This window comes from Micromonospora sp. NPDC047187, assembly GCF_040643355.1.
Taxonomy (GTDB): domain Bacteria; phylum Actinomycetota; class Actinomycetes; order Mycobacteriales; family Micromonosporaceae; genus Micromonospora; species Micromonospora salmantinae.
The window spans coordinates 17,233-43,078 of record NZ_JBEYUF010000038.1 but is presented as its reverse complement, the minus strand read 5'-3'; the positions used below and the strand labels follow the sequence as shown (position 1 = coordinate 43,078).

Sequence of the window (25,846 nt, the reverse complement as noted above, 5' to 3'; positions counted from 1 at the left end):
TCCTTGTTCAGCACCGGGGTGATGTCGTTGATGGAGTTGGTGCCGGCCTCGGTGGTGCCCATCTCCTTGGCCATGGCGTCCACGCTGATCTCCTTACCCTGCACGGACAGGGCGTTACGCGTGGCGGCCGGGCCGCAGTAGTAGAAGTTCGGCTGGGCCTCGTAGCGCACACCGAGCTGACGCTCACCGGCGGGCTTACGGTCGCTCTGCGTCTGGGTGGCCGGCCTGGCTTCCGACGCGGCGTACGCGGCGGTCACCGGTCCGGCGATAGCCCCACCGGTGAACGCGAGGCCAGCAGCGGTCAGAGCGGTCTTACGGATCAGATCGGTACGCATGATGGCGTGCTCCTCTGCATCGGGGGTGCCCGCACCACACTCGGGGGTGGGTGGTGGTGCGGGGAAGGTTCACGGCAACGCCGGCGATCCGGGGGACCTGCTCGGGCGTTGCGGGGGATGTAACCGGGGCGGCCCGGCGGATGTTCCCGGCGGCTGCCGTGCCCCGCGACCCGAGAGTCGCGGTGGCGTGCCAGGTATAACGACCCCGCCGGGCCCCCGATTCCGCCGTCGGGGTGGCCTGGACCACCCGACACCGCCGCACAAACCAGACAACCCGCCCACCCCGCTCACCCGGGGCGAACCCGACACGGGAGCCAGGACGGCCGTGATCCACTCGGGTTCCTGGAAATCGCGGTGTCTGGGTGCCGGGGATATCCCGACCTCATGAAAGCCGAGTGGGTGGGGCAGCCCGAACGTGCCGGACTGCCCCACCCGGGAGCGCGGAGATGAAATCAGAACCCGAGGACGTTCCGCCCGCCGACGACCGGCAGTCGCAGTTCGCTGTCGTTCGGTGCGACCCGCAGTTCGGTGCCACCCAACGGCAGCAGGGTGTACTCCTGGTCGCTGGAGAAGACGACCACGCCGATCCGGTGTCCCGCCGGGAAGATGTAGTCCTTCGGCTCCATGGTCCACCGGTAGTCGTACAGCTTGCCCTGCTTGACCGGCTCGGTGCGCGCGGCGCTCTTGCGGTTCTGCGGGTCCATCCACCCTCGCGTCACCACTGTCGGGGCGGCGGTCGACCCGGCCGGGCCGTAGTCGACCAGGTACGCGGTGAGGTTCGCGTCCGGCTTGTTGTCGATAGCCATCCGCAGTCGCATCTCCGGACGCCCGGAGATGCGCACGCTCCGCGTCAGCTCGGGGGAGCGGTAGGCGAGTCGGTTGGCGCTCGCGGTGTCCGGGTTGGACACCAGGGTGTCCGGGTGGATGGTCCGGCCCTCGTCGACGAAGCGCTGCTCGACCTTGGCCTTCGGTGGCTTGCCGGTGGTGAGCGCGCCGGGTGCGGTGGTGTCGGTGGCCGCGAAGCGCAGGCCGACCTCCCGCGCCACCGGGTCGGGCCAGTTGGCGTACGTGGCGTAGGCGCGGTCCTCGCGCTGGAGCACCGCCGTCGGCTCGTCCATGATGCCGTTGCGAACGTTCCACAGCCAGAAGTCGAACCAGCGGTTCTCGGTCTGCTTGTACGTCCACGTCTGGCCGCTGGGCAGGGTCACCGACGCGTTGCTGCCCGGACCACCGTGGCCGCCCTGGTGCAGCCAGATCTTGCGGGGGACGTCGCGCTTGGCGAGCTGGTCCCACCAGCCGGCGAAGTGTTCGGTCTTCACGTTCCAGTCGTTGAGGCCGTGTACGACGAAGACGCTGGCCTTGACGTCGCGGGCGTCGAGGTAGTCCCGGTCGCGCCAGAACGTCGAGTAGTCGCCGGTGACCCGGTCCTGCTTCGCGGTGATCTCGGCGAGTTCGTCGGCGCACTGCCCTTCGGCGCGGGCCTGCCCGGCGGTGTACTGGGCCAGGATGTCGAGGTCCTCGCCCTGGAACGTCCCGGGCGCGACCACCAGACCGTTGGCCCGGTAGTAGTCGTACCAGCTGCTGATCGCGGAGACCGGCACGATGGTCTTGAGCCCCTTGACGCCAGTGGTGGCCACCTGGTTGGGCAGCGTCCCGTTGTAGGAGACACCGGTCATGCCGACCGCGCCGGTGGTCCAGCCGGCGGTGACCGGGGCGCCGTTCGCGTCGTACCCCTTGGCCCGGCCGTTGAGCCAGTCGATGACCGCCTTGGTGCCGAGCGTCTCGGCCTGGTCCCCGCTGGTCGGGCAGCCGTCCGAGTCGCCGGTGCCGACGCTCTGGCCGAGCACCACCGCGTACCCGCGGGGCACGTAGTAGTCGTCCAGCGAGCCGGGCAGGTTGGCCTTGGCCTGGGCCCGCTGTGCGCCGGCGTCGAGGGCGCGCCGCCCGTCGCGGTCGGTCAGGCCGTTCTGCGGCAGGTCGTCGACCAGCACGCTCGGGTACGGCACGTCACCCCAGGTGCCCTTGCGGTACGGGCTGTGCTCGAAGATGGCAGGCACCTTGAAGCCCTGCGTGGCGGTCTCGCGGGGGCGGGAGATGTCGATCGCCACCCGGTCGGGTCGACCGTCGTGGTCGGTGTCCACCGGGGTCTGGACGAACACCCGCTCCTCGATCGCGTCGGCGAGCGAGAACACGGGTTGGGTCATGCCGTCGCTGACCACGATGCCGGTGGGCGTGGTGGGCGTGGGCGGAGCGGCAGCCGCGGGTGGTGCTGCGCCGAGGACCAGGGCGCCGGACACGCCGACGCTCAGGAGTACCAGATGACGGGGTCGACGCATGCGCGTCTCCCTTCGGTTGGGCTGGTTGCCGGGGGTCGGCAGGGCCGATCTCGAAGATCCATTCGTGGTCATGCTAGGTCCGCCGCGGCGTCCCGTCGATCCCCTCGGCTGTCCACCGTGGTGGGTCAGGGAGTCGGCGGCGTCACCGCGATGATCAGGTGGGCGCGCTGGTCGCTGGCGTTGCGGTAGAGGTGCGCGAGGCGTGAGTCGAAGGTGACCGACTCGCCGGCGGTGAGGGTGTACGACTCACCGCCGATCTCGGCGACGACCTCCCCGGTGATGACGATCGCGCATTCGGTCGACGGGTGCGCCCACGGTTCGGCGGAGCTGGCGTCGCCGGGTGCGAGGTGGGCCTGGAGCACCTCCAGGTCGCCGCGACCGGGGGTGAGTCGTTCGTAGGTGATCTGGCCGGGTGGCGCGGCCAGCCTGGTCCGGGCGCCGACGCGGCTGACGTGCACGGGTGGCGCCTCGGGCTCGGAGAACAGTTCCGCGATCGAGGTGTCGAAGACCTGGGCGAGCTTCCGCAGGGTGGAGAGGCTGGGGTCGGTCGCGCCGTTCTCGATCTGGCTGAGCAGGGCGGGGGACACATCGGCGGCTGTGGCGAGCTGACGCAGCGTGAGGGAGTGCTGCTGACGCAGGTCGCGGAGTCGGTCACCGAGCATGTGTCCTCGTTCCAAATACAGTGTGGCTGAATCTTGATTGACCAAACTATACGGCCATGTTTAGGATCACTAAACATCGGGCGGCAATGTTCAACTCAGGTGAACAAACCGCATCGAGGCGCGAACCGGACGCCTGCCGCCCGGTCTACATCCAACCCCGAGACGACGCCCCCGAGAAGCCCGCGACGCCGTCATCCCATCGGCCCGGCCGATGCGTGGTGTCGCGCGCCGGACGTCGACGCCCCGCGGATCCCGCACAGCGGGCCGCGCGATACGAAGGTAGGAACAGCATGTCGGTGTCTCCCCGCCGGCTCCTCGCCGGAGCGTCCGCTCTGGCGACGCTGGCCGTCCTCTCCGTCAGCGCCTGTAGCGCCGGCGGCAGTGGTGGAAACGCGAACGGTACGGCCAAGACCCTCACCGTGAACACCTCGTTCGTGCTCAAGACCCTCGACCCCGGCCGGGTCTACGAGGCAACCGGTCTGACCGCCGTGCACGCCCTCTACGACACCCTGCTCACCTTCAAGGGTTCGGACGTGAGTAAGCCGGTCCCCGCGCTGGCCGAGTCGTACCAGGCGTCGCCGGACGCCACGACGTTCACCTTCAAGCTCCGGCAGGGCGTGACGTTCGCCGACGGCAGCCCGCTCACCGCCGACGACGTCGTCTTCTCGCTCAACCGGCTGAAGAACATCAAGGGCAGCCCCGCGGTCACCGTCAGCGGCCTGACCGTGACCAAGACCGACGACAGCACAGTCGTGGTCGCCTCGGCCACCCCCGATCCGAACATCCCGGTGGTGCTGTCGATGCCGTCGACAGCGGTGCTCAACTCCAAGGTTGCCAAGGAGCACGGTGCCCGCGACGGCGCCGACGCCGCCCAGGGCGACACCGCGCAGCAGTACCTGGACACCAACTCCGTCGGCAGCGGCCCGTACGTGCTGAAGTCCTACGACCCCTCGTCGCAGGTGGTGTTGGAGGCCAACCCGAAGTACTGGGGAACGAAGCCGCAGTTCTCCCGGGTGGTGCTGCGCAACATGGACGTGCAGACCCAGAAGCTGACCATGCAGCGCGCCGAGGCCGCCGAGATCTCCCTGGACATCTCCGGCAAGCTCCTCGACGGACTGTCGGGCAGCCTGCAGACCTCCGGCGTGCAGGACACCGTCTACTTCCTCTTCCTCAACGCCGACCCGGGCGTCTCGGCGGTCACCTCGAACCCGAAGTTCAACCAGGCCCTGCGCGCCGCCATCGACTACCAGGGCATCGCTGCCCTGTACGGCAAGGGCGCCGCCCCCGGCGCCGGGCTGGTCGCTCCCGCCTTCCCGGGCGCGTTGCCGGCCGGCGAGGAGTCCAAGCGGGACGTGGCCAAGGCCAAGGCGCTGCTCACCGAGGCCGGCCTGACCAACCCGACGGTGAAGTTCACCTACCCGGCCATCACCTACAAGGGTGTGGACCTCGGCACTGTGGCCACCAAGGTGCAGGGCGACGCCGCCGAGGCCGGCATCAAGCTGGAACTCAACCCGCAGCCGCTGACCACGTTCCTCGACGAGATGCGCGGCGGGAAGTCACCTCTCGGATTCACCCCGCAGAGCCTGAACTACCCGGTCGCCGACTCACTGATCAACAACATGGCACCGGGTCAGGCGACCGCGCTGCGCTCCGGCTGGACGGTCGAGCGGGCCGACCCGGCCGTGGTGGCCGCCGGCAAGAAGGTCACCGCGACCCTCGACCTGGCCGGTCGGGCCACCGCCATGCAGGAGTGGCAGCGGCTGATGAACGCGTCCTCGCCGTACCTCGTGCTGGCCAGCAACTCCTCCATCGTCGTGGCGACCACAGACCTGACCGGAGCGGACTACACCGCCGCCGGTTGGCAGGTGGACGTCGCCGCGGTCGGCCGCAAGTAGTCCCGACGACATGACGACAGTCCACGACGGTGAGCCGGGCGCGGTCGCCACGACCGCGTCCCGGCCCCGGGGTGCCCATCCGCTGCTCACCTTCCTGGCCAAGCGGGTGGCGGTCACCGCCGGCCTGCTGCTCGGCGTCACTGTGGTGACGTTCGGTCTGGTCAACGTGGTCCCCGGTGACCCGGTCACCGCCAACCTCTCCGACCAGGCGCTCAACGACCCCGCCGCGGTGGCCGCCTTCCGCGAGAAGTGGGGCCTGGACCAGCCGCTCTGGGCCCAGTACCTGCACTACCTGGGCAACCTGCTGCACGGCGACCTGGGCCACTCCCAGCAGACCGGGCGGGCCGTCCTGGACGACCTGCTGCACTACGTGCCGGCGACCCTGGAACTGGCCCTGCCGAGCATGGTGCTGGCGCTGCTCATCGGCACCGGGGTCGGCATGCTCGCGGCGGTCCGCAACGGCCGGTTCACCGACCAACTGGTCCGGGTCGGCGCCCTGCTCGGGCTCTCCACCCCGCCGTTCTGGCTGTCCCTGGTCGTGCTCTACGTCTTCTTCTACCAGCTCGGCCTGGCCCCCAGCGGCGGACGACTCTCCACAGACTTCAGCCCACCGCCCACCGTCACCGGCATGTACACGGTCGACGGGGCGCTCGCGGGGCAGTGGGACGTCGCCTGGGATGCCGCCCAGCACCTGTCCCTGCCGGTGCTCGTGCTGACCTCGCTGACGGTGGCGATGTTGGTCCGCTTCGTCCGCTCGGCGATGCTCGAGGTGCTCCAGCAGGACTACATCCGGGCCGCGTACGCCAAGGGTCTGCCGACCCGGGTGGTGCTGCGCCGGCACCTGCTGCGCGCCGGCCTCGTCCCGGTGGTCACCGTCTCCGGCCTGGCGTTCGCCTCGCTGCTCTCCGGGACGGTGCTGGTCGAGAGCATCTTCGGCTGGCCCGGCGTCGGCCAGTACGCGTACCGCAGCGCCACGGCGCTGGACCTGCCCGCGATCCTCGGCGTCAGCCTCTTCGTGGCACTTGTCTACACGCTGGTCAACCTGACCGTCGACCTGCTGTACGGGCTCATCGATCCGAGGATCCGGTTGTCATGACGACACTTGCAGACCCGAAGGCGGAGCGGGCCCTGGGCCGACGCCGCTGGCTCGGCCGACTGCGCGGTAGCGCGACCAGCCGACCGGTCTGGCGTCAGCCGATCACCGTGGTGGCGTTGACCATCCTCGGTGGATGGTTGCTGCTGGCGTTGCTCGCCGACGTTCTCGCGCCGTACGACCCGCTGGCGCAGAGCGCCGACACGTACGCGTCGCCGTCCGGGGCGCACTGGTTCGGCACCGACTCGCTCGGCCGTGACATCCTCAGCCGGGTCGTCCACGGCGCCCGCCTGTCCATCCCGCTGGCCCTGGCGATCGTCTCGCTGGCCCTGCTGGTCGGCGGGCTGCTCGGGCTGGTCGCCGGATACGTCGGCCGGTTCGTCGACGAGGCGCTGATGCGCCTGACCGACCTGGTGTTCGCGTTCCCGCAGATCATCCTGGCCATGGCGGTGACGGCGGCGTTCGGCCCGAACACCCGCAACGCCGTGCTGGCCCTGGTCATCGTCTCCTGGCCGGTCTACGCCCGGGTCATCCGCAGCGCCGTGCTGAGCATGCGCGGCGACGACTACCTCAACGCCGCCCGCCTGCTCGGCGTCGGGCCGATCCGCGCGTTGCGCCGCGACGTGCTGCCCAACAGCATCGGCCCGGCGATCGTGCTGGCCACCCTGGAGCTGGGCAACGCGGTGCTGCTGCTCGCCGCCCTGTCGTTCCTCGGCCTGGGCCCGCGCCCGCCGGCCGCCGAGTGGGGCTCGATGGTGGCCCTCGGCGCGCAGGACCTGTCGATGTGGTGGGTCAGCGTGTTCCCCGGTCTCGCCATCCTCACCGTGGTGATGGCCTTCAACGTGCTCGGCGACGCGCTGCGCGACCGGCTCGACCCCCGCTACACGAAGGGACGCTGAGGTGGCACCGCTGCTCGACGTCGACTCCCTGGCCGTCACCCTGCCCTCACCGCGTGGCCCGCTGCCGATCCTGCACGACGTGTCGTTGACAGTCGACGAGGGTGAGCTGGTCGGCATCGCGGGGGAGAGCGGCTGCGGCAAGAGCCTCACCGCGCAGACCCTGCTCGGGCTCCTGCCCCCGGGGGCGGCGGTCACCGGCTCCGCCCGGTACGCCGGCACCGAACTGCTGAGCCTGGACGCCCGGGGCTGGCAGCGGGTCCGTGGCGCCGGCATCGCCATGGTCTTCCAGGACCCGAGCGCGGCCCTGCACCCGATGCTCACGGTCGGGCGGCAGCTCACCGAGCACATGCGGGTGCACCTGCGGATGGACCGTCGAGCTGCCGGCCGCCGCGCGGTGGAGCTGCTCGACCAGGTTCGCATCCCGGACCCGGAGCGGGCGCTGCGCGCGTACCCGCACCAGTTCTCCGGCGGAATGCGGCAGCGGGTGGCCATTGCCATCGCGCTGGCCGCCCGGCCCCGACTGCTGATCGCCGACGAACCGACGACCGCCCTCGACGTCACGGTGCAGGCCGGCATCCTCGCCCTGCTGGAACGGCTGCGCGCCGAGACCGGGCTGGCCGTCGCGTTCATCACCCACGACCTCGGGGTGCTCAGCGCCCTCACCACCCGTGGCTACATCTTCTACGCCGGGCGGGTCGTCGAGACCGGCCCGACGGGCGGCCTGCTCACCGCCCCCAACCACCCGTACACGGCCGCGTTGCTCGGCGCCCGACCGCACGGCACCCAGACCGGCGGGACGTTGCGGCCCATCCCGGGCGCCCCGCCGGCACCCGGCGAGGCGCCGCCGGGGTGCCCGTTCCAACCCCGCTGCGGGTACGCCGAACCGTCCTGCGGCGAGGCCCCGCCCCCGCTCACCCCCGCCGGAGCCGACCGGTCGGTGGCCTGCGTGGTCCGTCCGCACCTGGAGGTGGCGGCGTGAACACCACCGCGCCCGCGCGACTGTCCTTCACCGACGTCGAGGTCGAGTACCGATCCCGAGGGCGTGGCCGGGTGCGGGCCGTCGCCGGGGTCAGCCTGGAGGTGTCACCCGGCCAGATCGTCGGGCTGGTTGGCGAGTCCGGGTGCGGCAAGTCCACCCTCGCCCGCGTCGCGGTCGGGCTCAGCGCACCGAGCGCCGGCGCCGTCGAGTACGCCGGCCGACCGGTCACCCCGCTGGGCTGGCGGCCCCGCTCCGGTGCCGAGGTCGGCCTCCAGATGGTCTTTCAGAACCCGTACGCCTCGCTGAACCCCCGGCGCACCATCGGCTCCCAGCTCCTCGACGGCGTGCCGGCCGCGGTCACCGGGTCGGCCCGCCGAGCCCGGGTGCACGAGCTGCTCGAACGGGTGGCCATGCCGACCAGCGCCGCCCAGCGGTATCCGCACCAGTTCTCCGGTGGTCAGCGGCAGCGCCTGGCGATCGCCCGCGCGCTCGCCCCGGAACCCCGGATGATCATCGCGGACGAGCCGGTCACCGCGCTGGACGCCTCGTCCCAGGCCCAGGTGGTCAACCTGCTCGTCGGGCTGGTCCGCGACCTCGACATGGGAATGCTCTTCATCTCCCACGACCTGGCGCTGGTGCACGAGATCGCCGACGTGACCGCCGTGATGTACCTGGGCCGGATCGTCGAGGCCGCACCCACCCGCGAGCTGTGGCGCGAGCCCCGACACCCGTACACCCGGGCGTTGATCGACGCGGTGCCGCAGATCGGGCCCACCCCGCGCCTGCCCGCCATCCTCGCCGGGGAGGTGCCCGACCCGGCCAACGCGCCCACCGGGTGCCGTTTCCGGCCCCGCTGCCCGCACGCGTTCGCGCCCTGCGGGGAGCAGCCGCCCACCGTCGACCTGGGCGGCGGCAGCGTCGCCTGCTGGCTCACCGACTCCGCAACGGTCCCGACCGCCGCGCGCTCACTCTGAGGACGCCCCATGCGCATGCCCACCGAACAGGTCCTGGTCAACCTCGCCCTCTACGACGGTGTCCAGGACGCCCTCCAACCGGATCGCGGCATCTGGATCGACGCCGACGGGATGATCCGTGCCGTCGGTCAGGTCGACGACGTCCTCGCCGAGGCCGGCGCAGCCCGGGTGGTCGACCTGGGCGGCGAGCACGTCATGCCGGGTCTGACCAACATGCACGTCCACCTGTCGCTGGGGCTGCCCGGCCACCTCGCCGACACGGTGCACGGCGCGAACCTGGCCGAGCTGGTGCTGCTGATGGCCGACTCGGCCCGGCGCACCCTGCACTCCGGCGTCACCACCGCCCGCCTCGTCGGGGAGAGCCGGTACGCCGACTTCGCCCTGCGCCGGGGGATCGAGGCCGGCGCGGTCGACGGCCCGCGCATCTTCACCGCGGGGCACGCGCTCTGCTGCACCGGCGGGCACGGCTGGGAGGCCGACGCCCTGGAGGCCGACGGCGCTGACGGGTTCCGTCGGGCCACCCGTGAGCAGCTTCGCGCCGGCGCCGACCTGATCAAGGTCTGCATCTCCGGCGGGATCGCCGGGCAGCACGAGGCGATCGACACCCCGCAGCTGCTCGACGACGAGATGGCAGCGGTCATCCGCGTCGCGCACGACTGGGGGCGCAAGGTCACCGCGCACGCCGGCCCGGCCGACTCGGTCCGTCGGGCCGTGGAGCTGGGCCTCGACTGCGTCGAGCACGGGTACGAGCTGACCGACGACGTCACCCGACTGATGGCCGAGCGGGGTGTCTGGTACGTGCCGACGATCGTGGTGAGCCGTTGCGAGCAGTTCTTCCGCGACTCCGGGGTGCCCGGCTGGCTGATGGACCGGGCCCTCGCGGCCGGCCCCCGGCACTGGGAGAGCCTCCAGCACGCCATCCGCAACGGCGTGCCGATCGCCCTGGGCAGCGACATGCCCCCGCACGCCGGCTACGACGAGACCACCGCGACCATCCGCGAACTGGAGTTCATGGTGGACGCGGGGATGCCCGTCGCGGACGCGCTCAAGGCCGCCACCACCCGCCCCGCGCAGTGGCTGGGTCGGGCCGACACCCTCGGCACCGTCGAGGCCGGCAAGCACGCCGACCTGCTGGTGCTGCGCGACGACCCGACCCGCTCGGTCTCCGCGTTGCGCACCCTGCACGCGGTGCTGAAGGGCGGGGTGGCGTACCGCGACGACCACGGCCGGCTCGGCGTACCGCGATGAGCAGCATCACCCAGGTCGCCGACGGGTACCTCGACGCGCTCGCCGAGCTGGACCCGCAGGCGGCCGAGGCGGTGGGGCGTACACCCGTGTCGCACGTCCCGGATCTCTCACCGGAGGGCTTCGACGCCCGCGCCGAGCTGGCCCGACGCACCGCGACGGCCGCCGCCGCGGCGACCACGCACGACCCCGGCGAGCGGTCCCTGGCCGATGCCCTGCTCGATCGGCTGGCCAGTGAGGTCGACCTGTACGACGTGGGCTTCACCACCCGGCTGCTCGCCCCACTGGCCACGCCGGTGCACCTGCTCCGGCAGCTCTTCGACAATCTGCCCCGGCACACCGAGGACGACTGGGCGGTGGTCGCCGACCACCTGCGCCAGGTGCCCGAGGCCCTCGCCCGGTACGCCGAGACGCTGCGTCGGTCGGCGCAGCGCGGACAGTTGGTTGCCCGCCGGCAGGTGCTCGTGGTCGCCGACCAGTGCACGGCCTGGACCCGCGCGGACTTCTACGGGCGGCTGGTGGACGGTTACTCCGGCGGCCCGCTCGCCGCGCAGCTGCAATTGGGTGTGCGACTGGCGACCGCCGCCACCGCCGGTTTCGCCGCGTTCCTCCACGCCGAGCTGGGACCTACGGCGTCCAACGTGGATGGTGTCGGCGGCGACCTGTACCGGGTAACTGCCCGCAGTTTCCTCGGTGCGAGCGTCGACCTCGACGAGGTGTACGAGTACGGCTGGGCGGAGTTGGACCGCACCGCCGCCGAGCTGCGGACCGTCGCGGGCGAGCTGGGCCACTCGCGGGTGGCCGCCGCGCGGGCGGCCCTGGACGCCGACCCGGCCGGTCGGGTGGCGGCCGGACCCGCCCGGGAGGAGTGGCTGCGCCAGCGCACCGAGCAGCTGACCCAGGCCCTCGACGGCATCCACTTCGACATCCCGCCCGCCACCCGTCAGGTGGTGTGCCGGATCAGCCCCGCCACGTCCGGGGTCATGTACTACACGCCTCCCGACCCGGCGTTGACGCGTCCCGGCGCGATCTGGTGGTCGGTGCCCACTGGCGAGTCGACGGTGCCGGTGTGGCGGCACGTCGGCACGCTCTGCCACGAAGGGCTGCCCGGCCACCACCTCCAGCACGCCGTCACCCTCACCACCGCCGCCCTGCACCCGTGGCAGCGCACCCTCTGCCAGGTGCACGGGTACGCCGAGGGGTGGGCGCACTACGCCGAGCGCCTCGCCGACGAGATCGGCCTGTACGCCGGCCCGGCCGAGCGACTCGGCATGCTCGACGGTCAGATGTGGCGGGCCGCCCGGGTGGTCATCGACCTGGGTCTGCACCTGAGGCTGCCGATCCCGGCCGGCAACGGGTTCACCGAGGAGCGCCACTGGACGCCAGCGCTCGCGGTGGACGTCCTCACCCGGGTCGCCGGCCTGGACGCCGAGACCGCGCGCTTCGAGGTCGACAGGTATCTGGGCTGGCCGGCGCAGGCCCTGGCCTTCAAGGTCGGCGCGCGGCTGTGGCAGCAGGCCCGCCGGGACGCCGAGCGCCGCGAGGGTGCGGCCTTCGACCGGAAACGCTTCCACCACACCGCGTTGGCGCTCGGACCCATGGGACTGGATCCGCTCCGCGCCCGCCTGGCCGACCTGCACTGACCACCCGCACCGCCGTACCCGATCGGAAGTGACAGCCGATGAGCGATGAGCTCCGCACCACCATCACCGACGTGTACCGGTCCCTCGGCGACCGGCAGGCCTTCGACGCGCACCTGCACCCCGACCTGACGTTCTGGGAGTCCGACGCCGACGGACTGCTGTCCGGCCTGCCCGCGCTCGACGACCTGCGGGACCGGCGAGCGACCCGGGCAACGGGGTCGACGCCGATCTCGGTGGCGCCGGAACACCTGCGCGCCGACGCCTGGGGCGACACCGGTCTGGTCCGCTACGTGCTGCGGGCCCGCTTCGCCGGCACCCGGCCGGACGAGTGTTTCCGGGTGACCGACGTCCTGCGCCGCGAGGACGGCGCCTGGCGCATCGTGCACCACCACGCGGAGGCCGTGCGATGAGCGCCGAGGAACCCACCACCGACCTGTACGACCTGCGGGTCGTGGTGGAGCGGATCGAGGGCCGCTCGGTGTGCGGCCTGAAACCGGGCGACCACATCGACCTGACCGGCTCCAACCGGCTCACCATTCCCGCCGGCAAACACTTCTGCCTGTACGCCCTGGCCGCGTGCCTGCCGCTGCTGCCGGCGAAGCAGCGGGCGCTGGCCGAGGGCGACTGGATGGCCCGGGACAGCCACGTCGCCTGCCCGGACCCGGACGAGCGGCTCATCATGCGCATCGAGCGGACCGCCCTTCAGCGCATCCCCACCGAGGAGCTGACGTGAGCGCTGGGCTGGTCGGCATCGGCCTGCAGTCCGACAAGTCCGCCGACGAGTACGCGGAGCTGGCCGAACTGACCGAGCGGCACGGCTTCGACGTGCTGTCGGTCTTCGGTGACCTGATGTACCAACCGCCGATCTTCCCGCTGCTGGTGGCGGCCCGGCACACCCGGCGGATCCGCCTGGGCGCGGCGTGCCTCAACCCGTTCACCATGCACCCGGTGGAGGTGGCCGGTCAGGTGGCCGCACTGGACCTGGCCTCGCAGGGTCGGGCCTACCTGGGCCTGGCCCGGGGCACCTGGCTCAACGAGATCGGTGTGCCGCAGGTCCGCCCGATCCGGCGCATCGTCGAGACGGTCGCCGTCGTACGGCTGCTGCTCGCCGGCGACGACAGCGGTTTCCAGGGTGGGGAGTTCACAGTCGCGCCGGGCACGTCGCTGCGGTACACGCCGACCCGTGCCGACGTGCCGGTCCTGGTCGGCACCTGGGGGCGGCAGACCGCCCGGGCAGCGGCCGGCTTCGCCGGCGAGGTCAAGGTCGGCGGGTCGGCCAACCCGGCGATGGCCCGGATGATGCGCGCCTGGCTGGACGACGCGGCGGTCGCGGGCCGGGACGGCACGGGTGTCGTGCTCGGTGCGGTCACCGTCGTCGACGAGGACGGTGCGCTGGCACGTCGGGTGGCGCGCCGGGAGGTGGCCATGTACCTGGCGGTGGTCGCCGCCCTCGACCCGACGATCGAGGTGGACCCGGAGTTGCTGGCGCGGATCCAGCAGCACGTCGGCCGCCGGGAGGACGACCTCGCCGGCGCGCTGATCGGCGACGACCTGCTCGATCTGTTCGCCTTCTCCGGCACGCCCGAGCACGTCGCGGGGCAGGCCGCGGCGGTGTTCGACGCCGGGGCGAGCCGGGTGGAGTTCGGCACCCCGCACGGCTTGACGCCGCACGGCGGCATCGACCTGCTCGGTCGGCGGGTGCTTCCCCTGTTACGGGCGTGAAAACCTCCTCGTCGAAAGCTCCCCGAAGATCGTTCCCCTGCATATGATCTTGCCGAAGTCGCCCGAAGAGGCGGCTTCGTCCACATTAGACGAGGAGCGACATGCTCAGGAAAACGCGATGGCTGTTGGCCGTCGCCGTCACGGCCACGACGCTGACCGCCCTACCGGGCGGCGCCGCCACGGCCGGACCCAGCGACATCGGTCAGACCGGCGCACCCGCAGCCACTGCTGACGGGAAGACGCACACCGTCACCCTGCTGACCGGGGACGTGGTGACCGTACGGGACACCGGATCGGGCTGCCCACAGGCCACAATCCGGCCGGCGGACGAGAACGCGGTGATCCACCAGAGCTGCGGCCCCGACGGTCACCTGCACGTCATCCCCGCCCGCGTCGCATCCCAGCTCGGCTCGGTCCTCGACCCCGACCTGTTCGACGTCACCACGCTGATCGCCGACGGCTACGACGACGACAACGCAGCCGAGCTGCCGCTCATCGTGCAGCCCGCCACCGCGTCCGCCCGGGTGGCCGCGCTCGGTGACGTGCTGTCGCTGCCCAGCATCGGTGCGGTCGCCGGCCGCGTACCCAAGAAGAGCCCGGCCACGGCGAAGCTCGCCACCAACTCGCTGCTCGCCGGCGCGAAGAAGGTCTGGCTCGACCGCAAGGTCCGGGCCACCGCCCTGACCGGCGGTGGGCGCCCCGCCGGCCTGGACCGCAACCTGGGCCAGATCGCCGCGCCGGACGCCTGGAAAGCCGGCTACACCGGCAAGGGCGTCCGGGTCGCGGTGCTCGACACCGGCGCCGACTTCACCCACCCGGACCTGGTCGGCCGGGTCGCCGATCGGGCCGACTTCACCGTCGAGGGCGGTGACGCCGTCGACCACAACGGCCACGGTACGCACGTCGCCTCGACCATCGCCGGCACCGGCGCGGCCGCCCACGGTCAGCGTCGCGGCGTCGCACCGGACGCCAAGCTGGTGATCGGCAAGGTTCTCGACGACAACGGGTTCGGCGACGACTCCGGCATCATCGCCGCCATGGAGTGGGCCGCCACCCGCGCCGACGTCATCAACATGAGCCTCGGCGGCGGCGACCCGGACGACGGCAGCGACCCGCTGTCGCTCGCCGTCGACGCTCTGAGCAGGTCCACCGGCGCGCTCTTCGTCATCGCCGCCGGCAACAGCGGCGCCGCCATCTCCTCGCCGGGCTCGGCCGCCAGCGCGCTGACCGTCGGCGCCGTCGACCGCAACGACAAGCTCGCCGACTTCTCCAGCCGTGGGCCGCTGGTCACCAGCAACGTGGCCAAGCCGGAACTGGTCGCGCCCGGTGTCGACATCGTCGCCGCCCGGGCCGCCGGCACCAACCTCCAGGACCCGATCGACAGGTACTACGAGGCGATCAGCGGCACCTCGATGGCGAGCCCGCACGTGGCCGGCGCCGCCGCGCTGCTCGCCCAGCGCCACCCGGACTGGAGCGGTGAGCGACTCAAGGCCGCCCTCGTCGGCGCCGCCGACCCACTCAGCGGCATCGACCCGTACGCCGTCGGCGCCGGTCGGCTCAACGCGGTCCGGGCCCTCGGCGGCCCCACCAGCAACCAGCCGGTGGTCAACCTCGGCACCTTCGCCCACCCGCAGTCCGGGACCAGCGAGACGAAGCTGAGCTGGACCGGTGAGTCGACAGCCGTTCTCGACCTCGACGTGTCGATCGTCAACCACGACGGCCAACCAGTGCCGCGCGGCACGGCGTCGCTGTCGACGAGCCGGCTGACGCTCAAGCACGGCGCCACCGCCGCGGCGACCCTGCGGGTCAACCGTGCTGCGCTGGCCGCCCGGCCGGGCTTCTACCTGGCCACCGTCACCGCCCGTTCCGGCCGCAAGCTGGTCGCGACGACCCCGGTGAGCTTCTACGTCGAGCAGCCCAGCTACGACCTGACCATCCAGACAAAGCCGATGCCGGGCCTGAAGGACGGCGCGGAGAGCTGGATCAACCTGATGGTCACCAACCTCGCCGACCCGGTGATCTACTACGGCGGCGCGGGCGGCACCCCCGGAGACACCTTCACGCTGCGGGTGCCCGCCGGCCGGTACGCGATCCTCGGCTCGTCCGTCGCCTACTACGTCGACAGTGACGTGCTGGAGACGACGCTCGCCGCCGAGGCCGACCTGGACGTGCGCGCTGCCCGAAGCGTGACGCTCGACCCGGCGCGGGCCAAGCCGGTGACGGCGACTGTCGACGGGGTGCCCACCACGCCCACCCGGACCGACCTCACCAACGTCCAGACCACGCCGAACGGCCTGTCCTGGTGGCACCAGATCAGCGGGTACGGGGCCAAGACGGCCGTCCGCACCACAGCGCTGCCCAAGCCCACCGTCGGCTCCCGGCGCACCTGGGCGGCGGTCAACCTGGACTCGCCGGCCGGCACCGCCATGCCGTACCGCTACAACCTGGTGCACGAGTACGCGGGCGGCGTGCCGGCCGACCCCGCCTTCCGGGTGAGCAAGGCCGAGCAGGCGAAGCTCGCCCGGATCGACGAGCGCTTCCACCAGACGGATTCGCCGGGGATGCTCACCCAACTGGTCCGTACCGGCATGACCCGCGACGGGGTGGGGGTCACCCAGACCCACGAGGGGAACCTGCCGCCGTACCGGACCGACTACCTCTCGCCCGACATCCTCTGGGCCGACCAGGGCGTCTACGGCGGGCTGGCCGCTGACGAGGCACCCCGCAGCTACCAGCCGGGCAGTCGGCAGACCAAGATCTGGGCGCGCCAGCCCCTGCACTCCGACTGGTACGACGACCCGGCCGGGGCCGAGTGGAGCTGCGCCACCGCGCCGTCGCGGACCCGGGGCAACCTGCACCTCGACCTGGTGTCGCTGACCGACCAGCACCAGCGGGCCGACTGCCTTCAGGGCGAGGCGATCGGCGTGAAGCGCAAGCTGTCGCTGTACCGCGACGGCAAGCTGGTCGACGAGCGGTCAGGCCCGTACGGCGACTTCACCGTCCCGCAGTCGATGGCCGACTACCGGGTGACCCTCGACGTCGACACGAGCCTGATCCTGCCGATCTCCACCAAGGTAAACACCTCGTGGACGTTCCGGTCGGCCGGGCCGGACGGCACCGGAAGCGTGCCGCTGCCGCTGCTCGCTGTGGACTACGCGCTGCCGATGGACACCAACAACCACGCCACCGGCGGAACTGCGGAACTGGCCGTGCGGCAGATGCGGGGCATCAAGGCGCTGAAGGTGACGTCGTTCCAGGTCTGGACCTCGACGGACGACGGGGCCACCTGGAAGTCGGCCCGGGTCACCGGCAGCGGCGACAGCTACCGGGTCGCGCTGCCGACGGCCACCTCCGGGCAGCCCGTGTCGTTGCGGGTGAAGGCCGCCGCCAACGGCGGTAGCGGAATCGACCAGACCATCATCCGGGCGTACCACGCCGGCTGACCGTCGACGCTGTGGTGCGGCCCGGCTCCGGCCGGGTCGCACCACCTTTTTGGGTCGCGGTGTCGATCCGGGCCCACCTCGTTCGTCGTGACGGTGAACCCCGACGCCGACAACGAGAGGCACGCCCATGACGTCCGTCGCCGAGACAGCGCTGCGCCGAACCCGTCTCCTGCTGGGCTGTGGCACGGTCGCCGGCCTGTTCTTCCCTGTCCTGTCGTTCGGGCAGGCGTTCACCCGATCCGGATTCGACCTGCGCCGGCACGCGATCAGCTCACTCACCCTCGGTGACCTCGGCTGGCTGCAGGTCACCGCGTTCGCGGGCACCGGCGTACTGGCCGTCGCCTTCGCGCTGGGCCTGTGGCAGGTACTGCGACCGGGCCGGGCCGGCACCGTGGTGCCGGTGCTGGTCGGCGTGTACGGGGTGGCGATGGTCGGCGGCGGGATCTTCGTGCCCGATCCCGCGCTCGGCTGGCCACCCGGCGCCCCGGCGGGTCTGCCCGAGCAGGCCAGCACGGGCAGCGTCCTGCACACGGTGTGCGGCGCGACGGCGTTCCTGTCGCTGATCGCGGCCGGTCTGCTGCTCGCTCGACGGTTTGCCGCCCAGGGGGACCGGAACTGGGCGCTCTACAGCGCCACCAGTGGTGCCGTCGCGTTCGTGCTGACCGCCCTGCCGTGGAGCGAGGGGAGTGCGAGCATCCGCTTCGCCATCGGAGCGGTGCTCATCTCGGGGTGGCTCGTGGCGCTCTCCTGGCGAACACGCGACGAGGTTGCCTGACCGTCGAGGCGATTCTCGTCGTAGGCAGGTGACAGCATCACGTCATGGCCACAGCGAAGCAGCCGGTAACCGTTCCGACCGCGATCAGCGTCGACGACTTCCTGGCCGGCAACCCCGACGAACGTAGGCGGGCCGACGCGGGGCGGCTCCGCGCGATCATGGGCGAGCTGACCGGGGAGCCGGCGGTGATGTGGGGCCCGAGCATCGTCGGCTTCGGCAGCTACCACTACACCTACGAGAGCGGGCGTAGCGGCGACGCGCCCCTGGTGGGGTTCTCGCCGCGCAAACAGCACCTCGTCGTCTACCTCACCGGCGGCGGTCTCGAGGAGCGGTACGGCGCGCTCCTCGTCCGGCTCGGTCCGCACCGCGCCGGAAAGGGATGCCTCTACCTGAAGCGGCTCGACGACGTCGACGAGAGCGTGCTGCGGCAGCTGATCGAGCGCACCGTCCGGGTGCACAGGGGCGTGGACCGGGCCAGCGGCCGATGAACCGCCGACGTCACTGGCCCTCCCAGACCGCCTTCGCCCCGGAGTCGCCCGTGCGGAACACGTAATACACGGTGACGGCGGCGGCCACCAGCGACAACACCTGCAACGCCAGGGTCAGCGGCCGACCGGGCCGTCCGTCCGCGCTGGCGTCGGTGCCCTTCGGCGCGACGAACCAGACAAGTGCCAGCGCGACGACCGCCAGCCCGATGGTGGCGTAGAGCGTGTTGTTACCGAAATCCTGATGCGTCTGAAGCGTCGGGAGGAACTCGGGAGTGACCCGGTTGGCGGCGCGCATGCGCTCGAGGAAGGCATCGCCGGAGAGCTTCGTCAGCAGGGCGGCGACCGGCGCGCCCACGGCCAGTAGCCCCAACACCCACCGGGTGTGCGGCCGGATCGGCGGGACGAGCGCGTAACCGACAGTCAGCAGGGCCAGCAGCGGCACGAACACGACCGCGGCGTGCAGCAGCAGAGGGTGGGCCGGGATGCCCATGAACTCCTCGAACATCGGCGTCTCCTCCGGTCACATCGGCCTGGACGTTGATCGTCCACACCGGGACGCTATCGGTACCAGGCGGGCGTGTCATCCCCGCCGATCGCTCAGGTCGCCGCCGCGCGTACGCCGAGGCCGACCAGGAGCACGCCGGTCAGCCGATCGAGCATTCGTCGCACCGACGCGGTGCGCAGCAACCGGGCGGCGGCACCGGAGACGACGGTCCAACCGGCGAGCCAACAGGTGTGCAGCGCGGCGTGCGCCGTGGCGAGCAGCACCATCGGCACCAGCACCGGTCGGCCCGGTTCGAGGAACTGCGGTGCCAACGTGAGGTAGATGGCGGCGGCCTTGGGGTTCAGTACGTTGCCGAGCAACCCTTGCAGGTACGGGTGGTCCACCCGCCAGGGCAGCCTTCGGGCGGAAACCGTCGGTCGCCGTCCCGCTTCCGTTCGGCGGCGCGACGCGGACCAGAGCATCCAGAGCCCGAGCCCGACCAGATAACCGGCCCCGACCAGCTTGACCACCCAGAACGCCTGCGACGAGCGGAGCACCAGCGCGGCCAGGCCGACAGCGGCCAGCGTGGCGTGCACGTAGAGCCCGGTCACCGTACCCAGGATCACCCACCAGCCCTGCCGCCGCCCGCCGGTGGCGACCCGCGAGACGACCAGGGTCAGGCTCGCGCCCGGCGTGGCGGTGATCGGCGCGACGGCGAGCAGGAAGCCGAGCACCGCGACCCCGCGCATGCTCAGACCACCACCCGGTAGTGGGTGGTGAGCAGCCCGGCGTCGTCGTACACGTGGAACGCGACGCCGGGCGGTTGGGTCTGGGTGGTCAACGGGCCGTCGCCCTCCCAGGGCATCCGCAGCGTGGAGACCACACCCGGGGCGATCCGCAGTGGACGGCCCGCGAAGGTGCTCGCGGCGGCGGTGTGGAAATGCCCGGTGAGCACGGCGACGACCTGCGGGTGGGCGGCGACGAGTTCGGCCAGAGGGTCGGCCGGCAGCAGCCGCATCGGGTCGATGACCGGGTGGTGCAGCACCACCGGCGGGTGGTGCAGGGCGATGAACGTCGGCGTCCCGGCCGGCACCGAACCCAGCTCGTCGGCGAGCCAGGCCATCGTCTCCTCGTCCAGGTGACCGTCGTCCGCGCCGGGCACGGAGGAGTCGGCGAGGAGGAAGACCGCCCCGGCCACGTCGTGGCGGGCGTTGATCGGGCCGGTGCCGCCGCCGTCGTCCCCGAGCAGACCCTTGCGGTACGCGTCGCGCACGTCGTGGTTGCCGGGGCAGACCATGACCGGCAGCGGGGAGTCGAAGAGCTTCGCGGCGGTCTCGTACTCGGCCACCTCGCCGTGGTCGGCGATGTCCCCGGTGATCAGGATCGCGTCGACAGGTCGTGGCAGGCCGTGCAGGTAGTCCATGACCCGGGCGGTCCGCTCGGCCGACCGGGGGTGGCTGTCGAGGTGGGTGTCACTGAGATGCGCGATGACCAGCACGAAGTCGCTCCTAACGGCTATTGGTGTCAAAGCCGTTAGGGACGCTACTCCGGGCCAGGTCGGCCACCGCAGCGCGATGGCCACCGCGGTCAGCTCCGCGAGCGCGGCAGGCAGTCCTTCTTGTACTTGAGGCCCGAACCGCACCAGCAGGCGTCGTTGCGCTCCGGCGGCCAGGCGATCCGTGCGCTGGGCCGCGCCGACACCTCGCCCGCGTAGCCCGCCCGGACCGCCGCGTCGGCCGGGTCGCCGCCGCGTCGACCGGCGAACGCGGTCAACCCGTCCACCGTCGCGCCGAACACGCCCAACCCGGCCTGGCCGGCACCCCGCAGCCGAACCAACTCCGTCTCCAGCCGGCCCCGGTGTGCGTCCCAGTCCGGCCCGTACACGTCGGTGAGGGCAGGGTGCTCGGCGAGCAGGCGATCGAACTCGGCCCGCGGCCAGAAGAGCAGATCGGACTCGGCGTCCCGACGCTCCCCGGCCCGACGCACGAGCTGGGTCTCCAACCGGTCCGCCAGGTCGTCCTGCCGGTCGTGCGGCAGGTTCAGATTGCGCCGTACCCGATGCCGTTGTTGCAGCAGGAAGAAGGTGACGCCGGGCGCGTCCGGCGGACCGAGATCGACCACCGGGTCGATCGCGGTGCTGGCCGGCCCGGACGCGGCGGTCGCACGCTCGTTGAGCAGTGTGTCGACCGCCTCGCTCAGCCACGTCTCGGCGGTCGCCGAACGCCCACCGGCGTCCAGCGCGGCACTGACGTAGGCGGGGGCGTCGGGCTGCACGAGCAGCAACGGGCGCAACGCGGTCAACTCCGCCATCGCCTCGTCGTCGCGCCCACCGGCCCGGAACAGCGCGCGGGCCCGCAGCGCGCGGGCGAACCCGGCCCGAGGGTCGTCGCCGGACGGGTACGCCGCCAGGGCCTGCTCCGCGTACCGCAGCGCGGCCTCGGGCCTGGCCCGGATCTCCGCGATCTCGGCGGCCAGCGTCAGCGCGTCCCCGGCGTCGTCCGGGTCCTCCAGCCGGCCCTGCTCGGCGGCCTCCGCGAGGTCGGCGGCGACACCGAGCGGATCGGCCGTCCCGAGCGCCGAGCGGCGAAGTTCGGCGAGGTCGGCCTTGGTGAGTATCTCTCTCGTCGGCACGATCTCACGGTACGTCGCGGTACTCGCGGTAGGCGGGCAGATCACCTGTTACGCCGCTCTCACGCCGCCGCTCATGCCGCCCGCCGGGCGGACTACGACCACGCGCCGGCCGCCGCGGCCTGGGCGGCGTAGCTGTCGAAGTCGAGCGGGTCCCGCCCGAGAACCCGACGTACCCCGTCGGTCGGTTCGGCGAGATGGCCCGCCCGCATCCCGGCGAACAGGGCGTTCAGCGCCGTGGCCGTCTCCGCCGGACAACCCTCGGCGAGCAGTTCGGCGTGGTACTGCTCCGGGGTGAGTTCCACGTAGCGGATCGAACGGCCGCTCACTCGGGCGATCGTCGCCACCGCTTCGGCGAAGGTGAGCGCACGAGGACCGGACAGGTCGTACACCTGTTCGTGGTGACCGGGCGACGTCAACAGCGTCGCGGCCACGTCGGCGACGTCCTGGGCGTCGACGAACGGCTCCGGCATGGCGCCCATCGGCAGGGCCAGCCGACCGTCGAGCAGTGGTTGGCGCCACAGGTCCTCGCTGAAGTTCTGACTGAAGTTGTTCGGCCGGATGATCGTCCACTCGATGCCGGATTTCCGCACCGCCTCCTCGGCGGCGAGCATGCCGGGGGAGAAGTCACCGACCCGGTCGATCCCCCGGCCGGAGAGCGCCACGATCCGGCCGACACCCGAGTCGACCGCCTGGGTCACGAAGTCGGTGGCCGGCGCCGGGTCCTCCGGGGCGAGCAGATAGACCGCCGAGGCGCCCGCCAGGGCCGGCCGCCACGTGTCCCGCCGCGACCAGTCGAACCGCACCTCACCCGAGCGAGAGGCGGCCCGGACGTGCCGACCCGCCGCCCGCAGCGTCTGGACCAGCCTACGACCGGTCTTACCGGTGCCGGCCATCACGAGTGTCGAAGGTGCGTCAGTCGTCATGACCACGAGTCAACGCGCCCGGCCGCGGGCGGGACATGTCCTGTCGTACGCCAGGCATGTCCGATCGTCCGCGGTCCATCCTCCGCGATCTATCGTCGGTGACATGGACCCGTTCGACAATCTGCTGCGGGGCGTGCACGCCGACGGCGCGGCCTTCGGCCGGTCGGTGCTGACGCCGCCGTGGGCGCTGCGGTTCACCGACGGCGCCCCGCTGACGCTCTGCGTCCCGATGCGGGGCGAGGGCTGGATCTCCCACCCGGAGAGCGACAAGCCTCGCCTGGTCCGGGTCGGCGAGGCCGCCACCGTACGCGGGCCGGCGCCGTTCGTCTTCTCCGCCGAGCCCCGGTCGAGCTTCGAGCCCGGGGAACTGCGGGACGTCCGGCGCGGCCAGACCGGGGTGGTCGACCCGGCCGGCACGGACCACACCGACCGTCTCGTGCTGCTGGTCGGGGTGTACCACGTCCGGGGTCGGGTGCCCCAGCGGTTGCTGAACGCGCTGCCGCCGGTGCTCGTCGTGCCGGAAGACCAGGACTGCGCCGCGCTACGCGACTACCTGGACGCCCAACTCGACGCGGGTCGGCCCGGACGGCAGGTCGTGCTGGACCGACTGCTGGACTGGTTGTTGGTGTGCACGGTGCGCGACTGGTTCGACCAGCCGGAGGCCGAGGCGCCCGGCTGGTACCGCGCGCTGAGCGACGACACTGTCGGTCCGGTGCTGCGCGCCATGCACGACGCGCCGGGACGGCCGTGGACCCTGGCCAGCCTGGCCGCGCAGGCCGGGGTGTCCCGGTCCACGCTGGCCAAACGGTTCACCGCGTTGGTGGGCGAGCCGCCGCTCACCTACCTGACCGACTGGCGCATGACAGTGGCCGCCGACATGCTGTCCGAATCGACAGCGACGGTCGCCGCCGTGGCACGTCACCTCGGGTACGCGGACGCGTTCGGCTTCAGCGCGGCCTTCAAACGCGTGCACGGCATGAGCCCGAGCGGGCATCGACGACTCACCCGGGTCGACGCCACGGCGGCGTGACCGGTACTCCTCCCGACAAGGCGAAGACCGGCACGGAGGTCAGGACGCAGGGCCGCGACCCGGAGGCGCTGCTGGCCGACTTCCGCGCCGACGTCGAGGCGGGACGCCTGCCGGAGGTCTCCTGGATCACCGCGCCCGAGGCGTACACCGAGCACCCGAACTGGGAGCCGGCGTACGGCTCCTGGTACATCTCGCAGGTCATCGACATCCTCGCCTCGAACCCCGAGGTGTGGAGCAAGATGGCGCTCTTCATCACCTACGACGAGGAGGGCGGCTTCTTCGACCACGTGGTCCCGCCGACGCCCCCGCAGACCCGCGAGCACGGGCAGTCGACAGTGCCGACCACCAACGAGATCTTCCCCGGCGACGCCGACCACCCGGCCGGGCCGTACGGCCTCGGCATCCGGGTGCCCATGGTCATCGTCTCGCCCTGGACGCGCGGCGGCTACGTGAACTCCCAGGTCTTCGACCACACCTCACTGATCAAGTTCCTGGAGGCGCGGTTCGGGCACGGCCGGCCGGACCTGATCGAGCAGAACATCACCCCGTGGCGGCGGGCCGTCGTCGGCGACCTGACCACGGCCTTCGACTTCCGGCACCCGAACCGCTCGCGCGAGGTCAGGTTGCCCGACACCGACGACTTCAAGCCCGAGGAGTTGGTCCGGCACCCCGACGAGGTGCCGGTCCCGCCGGCGGACCAGCGACTGCCGAAGCAGGAGCACGGCGTACGCCCGGCGCGGCCGATCCCGTACACCCTGCACGCCGACGGGCACCGCGGCGACGACTCGTTCCGGATCGACTTCCGCAACTCCGGCGGGGTCGCCGTGGTCTTCCAGGTCCGCCAGGCCGGCAGTGCGGACGCCCCGCGCAGCTACACCGTCGAGCCGGGCAAGCACCTGACCGACACCTGGCCGGTCACCTCCGGGTACGACCTGTCGGTGCACGGGCCGAACGGCTTCTTCCGCCGGTTCACCGACGGTCGAACCCACCTCGACGTCACTCCCGCCTACGACGAGCGCGACTACAAGCTGGCCCTCACGCTCAAGAACCGCGGATCGAAGCGGGTCGAGGTGACCGTCCGGGACGGGTACAACGCCCGCCCGGTCACGCTGTCGCTGCGCCCCGGCGAGACCGAGCGCGTCACCTGGGCGCTCGCCCGCACCCAGGGCTGGTACGACCTGACGGTCTCCGTCGCGGGTGACGCCGACTTCGCGTACCGCTGCGCGGGTCATGTCGAGAACGGCAAGGACAGCATCAGCGACCCGGCCCTCGGCGGGCTCGTCTAAGCGTTCGTCACGCCGACGTCCGAGCGCGGTGGATCAGCCCGGCGATGTGGTGATGAGCGTAATGACTCACAGGCATCTTGATGCCTCACAGTCATCATGCTCATCACTGCGTCCGATCCCTCAGACGTCACGTTCCGTGGTCCTGGCCGAGCATGGTCGGGGCGGTCAGAACTCCTCGTACACCGCCGGGTCCTGGTCGGAGAGTCGCCCGTCCGGGCGGCCCAGCGCGGTGATGGCCTCGACCTGCGCGTCGGTGAGCTTGATGCCGAAGACATCCAGGTTCTCGACCTGCCGCTGCGGGGAGGCGGCCTTGGGCAGCGGAATCACCTGACGGGCCACGTGCCAGGCGAGGATCGCCTGCGCCGGACTGACGCCGTGCGCGGTCGCGATCTCCACGACGACGGGATGCTGCTGCAGGTCGTTGCCATGGCCGAGCGGGCTCCACCCCTGCACCAGGATGCCGTTCTCCCGGTGGTAGTCGAGCGCCTCCTGCTGCGGAAAGTACGGGTGCACCTCGATCTGGTTGACCACGGGGGCGACCCCGGTCTCGGCCACCAGCCGCTCGATGTGCTCGGGCAGGAAGTTGGAGAGCCCGATGTGCCGAACCAGGCCGCGCTCCCGCGCCTCGATCAGCGCCCGCCACGCCTGCACGTACAGGTCGACCTTCGGGTTCGGCCAGTGGATCAGGTACAGGTCGACCCGGTCGAGGCCGGTGCGGAACACACTCTCCTCGATGGTGGTCAGCGCCTCGTCGTAGCGGTGGTGCCGCCCCGGCAGCTTCGAGGTGACGACCAGCTCGTCCCGCACGTCACCGGCCGAACGGGCGGCCCGGCCGACCGCGCCCTCGTTCTCGTAGTTCACCGCCGAGTCGATCAACCGGTAGCCCGCCCTGATCGCCTGACCTATCGCGTCGACACCCGCCGAGCCGTTCAACCGGTACGTGCCGAGCCCGATCGCGGGCAGGGTGGTGCCGTCGGCCGCCGTGAGATGGGGAATCGTCATG

Annotated in this window: 24 protein-coding genes; 15 read left to right on the top strand and 9 right to left on the bottom strand. The window is 71.8% G+C overall.

The features are described from left to right. The 3 genes from ABZ794_RS32450 to ABZ794_RS32440 all read right to left on the bottom strand — a co-directional run. Positions 1-335 (bottom strand): C39 family peptidase (locus tag ABZ794_RS32450; protein ID WP_357519178.1); only part of this gene is annotated, 335 nt, incomplete at its 3' end. Between the two features lie 452 nt (positions 336-787). Beyond that, positions 788-2,671, bottom strand: coding sequence for a Xaa-Pro dipeptidyl-peptidase (locus ABZ794_RS32445; RefSeq protein ID WP_357519176.1), 1,884 nt, complete (start codon positions 2,669-2,671; stop codon positions 788-790). Between the two features lie 125 nt (positions 2,672-2,796). After that, entirely contained in the window at positions 2,797-3,333 is a 537-nt protein-coding gene (locus tag ABZ794_RS32440) for a helix-turn-helix domain-containing protein (protein WP_124772961.1), read from the bottom strand. A gap of 290 nt (positions 3,334-3,623) precedes the next feature. Here ABZ794_RS32440 and ABZ794_RS32435 point away from each other — a divergent pair, with 290 nt between their 5' ends. The 13 genes from ABZ794_RS32435 to ABZ794_RS32375 all read left to right on the top strand — a co-directional run bounded on the left by ABZ794_RS32435 (position 3,624) and on the right by ABZ794_RS32375 (position 18,489). Further along, positions 3,624-5,228 carry an ABC transporter substrate-binding protein gene (locus tag ABZ794_RS32435; protein WP_357519174.1) on the top strand — a complete coding sequence of 535 codons (1,605 nt, stop codon included), beginning with the start codon at positions 3,624-3,626 and terminating at the stop codon, positions 5,226-5,228. A 10-nt stretch (positions 5,229-5,238) separates the two neighbouring features. Continuing rightward, positions 5,239-6,324, top strand: coding sequence for an ABC transporter permease (locus tag ABZ794_RS32430; protein WP_210786304.1), 1,086 nt, complete (start codon positions 5,239-5,241; stop codon positions 6,322-6,324). Continuing rightward, positions 6,321-7,220 (top strand): ABC transporter permease, encoded by a 900-nt coding sequence (locus ABZ794_RS32425; protein ID WP_357519171.1) that lies wholly within the window; start codon positions 6,321-6,323, stop codon positions 7,218-7,220. Before ABZ794_RS32430 ends, ABZ794_RS32425 begins: the two co-directional genes overlap by 4 nt. A 1-nt stretch (position 7,221) precedes the next feature. Further along, positions 7,222-8,199 (top strand): ABC transporter ATP-binding protein, encoded by a 978-nt coding sequence (locus ABZ794_RS32420; RefSeq protein ID WP_357519169.1) that lies wholly within the window; start codon positions 7,222-7,224, stop codon positions 8,197-8,199. Further along, the gene (locus ABZ794_RS32415) at positions 8,196-9,173 is read left to right on the top strand and encodes an ABC transporter ATP-binding protein (RefSeq protein ID WP_357519167.1); all 978 of its coding nucleotides are present in this window, start codon (positions 8,196-8,198) and stop codon (positions 9,171-9,173) included. The genes ABZ794_RS32420 and ABZ794_RS32415 overlap by 4 nt, the downstream gene beginning before the upstream one ends. A gap of 9 nt (positions 9,174-9,182) precedes the next feature. Next, positions 9,183-10,421: an amidohydrolase family protein gene (locus ABZ794_RS32410; RefSeq protein WP_210786301.1), complete on the top strand. Its 1,239-nt coding sequence runs from the start codon at positions 9,183-9,185 to the stop codon at positions 10,419-10,421. Then, positions 10,418-12,061 (top strand): DUF885 domain-containing protein, encoded by a 1,644-nt coding sequence (locus ABZ794_RS32405; protein ID WP_357519165.1) that lies wholly within the window; start codon positions 10,418-10,420, stop codon positions 12,059-12,061. Before ABZ794_RS32410 ends, ABZ794_RS32405 begins: the two co-directional genes overlap by 4 nt. A 38-nt stretch (positions 12,062-12,099) precedes the next feature. Beyond that, the gene (locus ABZ794_RS32400; protein ID WP_357519163.1) at positions 12,100-12,471 is read left to right on the top strand and encodes a nuclear transport factor 2 family protein; all 372 of its coding nucleotides are present in this window, start codon (positions 12,100-12,102) and stop codon (positions 12,469-12,471) included. Further along, positions 12,468-12,794 carry a TIGR04076 family protein gene (locus tag ABZ794_RS32395; RefSeq protein WP_210786298.1) on the top strand — a complete coding sequence of 109 codons (327 nt, stop codon included), beginning with the start codon at positions 12,468-12,470 and terminating at the stop codon, positions 12,792-12,794. The genes ABZ794_RS32400 and ABZ794_RS32395 overlap by 4 nt, the downstream gene beginning before the upstream one ends. Further along, positions 12,791-13,783 (top strand): LLM class flavin-dependent oxidoreductase, encoded by a 993-nt coding sequence (locus tag ABZ794_RS32390; RefSeq protein WP_210786297.1) that lies wholly within the window; start codon positions 12,791-12,793, stop codon positions 13,781-13,783. The genes ABZ794_RS32395 and ABZ794_RS32390 overlap by 4 nt, the downstream gene beginning before the upstream one ends. Before the next feature lie 101 nt (positions 13,784-13,884). Then, the gene (locus tag ABZ794_RS32385) at positions 13,885-17,226 is read left to right on the top strand and encodes a S8 family serine peptidase (protein WP_357519160.1); all 3,342 of its coding nucleotides are present in this window, start codon (positions 13,885-13,887) and stop codon (positions 17,224-17,226) included. Positions 17,227-17,353: 127 nt separating this feature from the next. Beyond that, positions 17,354-18,001, top strand: a complete 648-nt coding sequence (locus tag ABZ794_RS32380) for a DUF998 domain-containing protein (RefSeq protein WP_357519158.1) — start codon at positions 17,354-17,356, stop codon at positions 17,999-18,001. Positions 18,002-18,045: 44 nt separating this feature from the next. Beyond that, the gene (locus ABZ794_RS32375) at positions 18,046-18,489 is read left to right on the top strand and encodes a DUF1801 domain-containing protein (RefSeq protein ID WP_210786295.1); all 444 of its coding nucleotides are present in this window, start codon (positions 18,046-18,048) and stop codon (positions 18,487-18,489) included. Between the two features lie 10 nt (positions 18,490-18,499). Here the strand turns inward: ABZ794_RS32375 and ABZ794_RS32370 are convergent, their stop codons facing one another. The 5 genes from ABZ794_RS32370 to ABZ794_RS32350 form a co-directional block, all read right to left on the bottom strand. Further along, complete coding sequence (locus ABZ794_RS32370; RefSeq protein WP_210786294.1) at positions 18,500-18,994, bottom strand: DUF2231 domain-containing protein; 495 nt, start codon at positions 18,992-18,994, stop codon at positions 18,500-18,502. Between the two features lie 92 nt (positions 18,995-19,086). Continuing rightward, the gene (locus ABZ794_RS32365; RefSeq protein ID WP_357519155.1) at positions 19,087-19,722 is read right to left on the bottom strand and encodes a LysE family translocator; all 636 of its coding nucleotides are present in this window, start codon (positions 19,720-19,722) and stop codon (positions 19,087-19,089) included. A gap of 2 nt (positions 19,723-19,724) precedes the next feature. Then, complete coding sequence (locus ABZ794_RS32360) at positions 19,725-20,471, bottom strand: metallophosphoesterase (protein ID WP_210786292.1); 747 nt, start codon at positions 20,469-20,471, stop codon at positions 19,725-19,727. An 89-nt stretch (positions 20,472-20,560) separates the two neighbouring features. After that, the gene (locus tag ABZ794_RS32355; protein WP_357519153.1) at positions 20,561-21,604 is read right to left on the bottom strand and encodes an SEC-C metal-binding domain-containing protein; all 1,044 of its coding nucleotides are present in this window, start codon (positions 21,602-21,604) and stop codon (positions 20,561-20,563) included. 92 nt (positions 21,605-21,696) lie between these two features. Further along, positions 21,697-22,527, bottom strand: a complete 831-nt coding sequence (locus tag ABZ794_RS32350; RefSeq protein WP_210785431.1) for an NAD(P)H-binding protein — start codon at positions 22,525-22,527, stop codon at positions 21,697-21,699. Positions 22,528-22,630: 103 nt separating this feature from the next. On the opposite strand from ABZ794_RS32350, the gene ABZ794_RS32345 reads away from it, so the two are divergent. Both ABZ794_RS32345 and ABZ794_RS32340 read left to right on the top strand, forming a co-directional pair. Next, positions 22,631-23,557 carry an AraC family transcriptional regulator gene (locus tag ABZ794_RS32345; RefSeq protein WP_357519150.1) on the top strand — a complete coding sequence of 309 codons (927 nt, stop codon included), beginning with the start codon at positions 22,631-22,633 and terminating at the stop codon, positions 23,555-23,557. Next, the gene (locus tag ABZ794_RS32340) at positions 23,554-24,843 is read left to right on the top strand and encodes an alkaline phosphatase family protein (protein WP_357519148.1); all 1,290 of its coding nucleotides are present in this window, start codon (positions 23,554-23,556) and stop codon (positions 24,841-24,843) included. Before ABZ794_RS32345 ends, ABZ794_RS32340 begins: the two co-directional genes overlap by 4 nt. A 165-nt stretch (positions 24,844-25,008) precedes the next feature. Here ABZ794_RS32340 and ABZ794_RS32335 read toward each other — a convergent pair whose 3' ends face one another. After that, the gene (locus ABZ794_RS32335) at positions 25,009-25,845 is read right to left on the bottom strand and encodes an aldo/keto reductase (protein ID WP_357519146.1); all 837 of its coding nucleotides are present in this window, start codon (positions 25,843-25,845) and stop codon (positions 25,009-25,011) included. Between the last annotated feature and the right edge of the window lies 1 nt (position 25,846).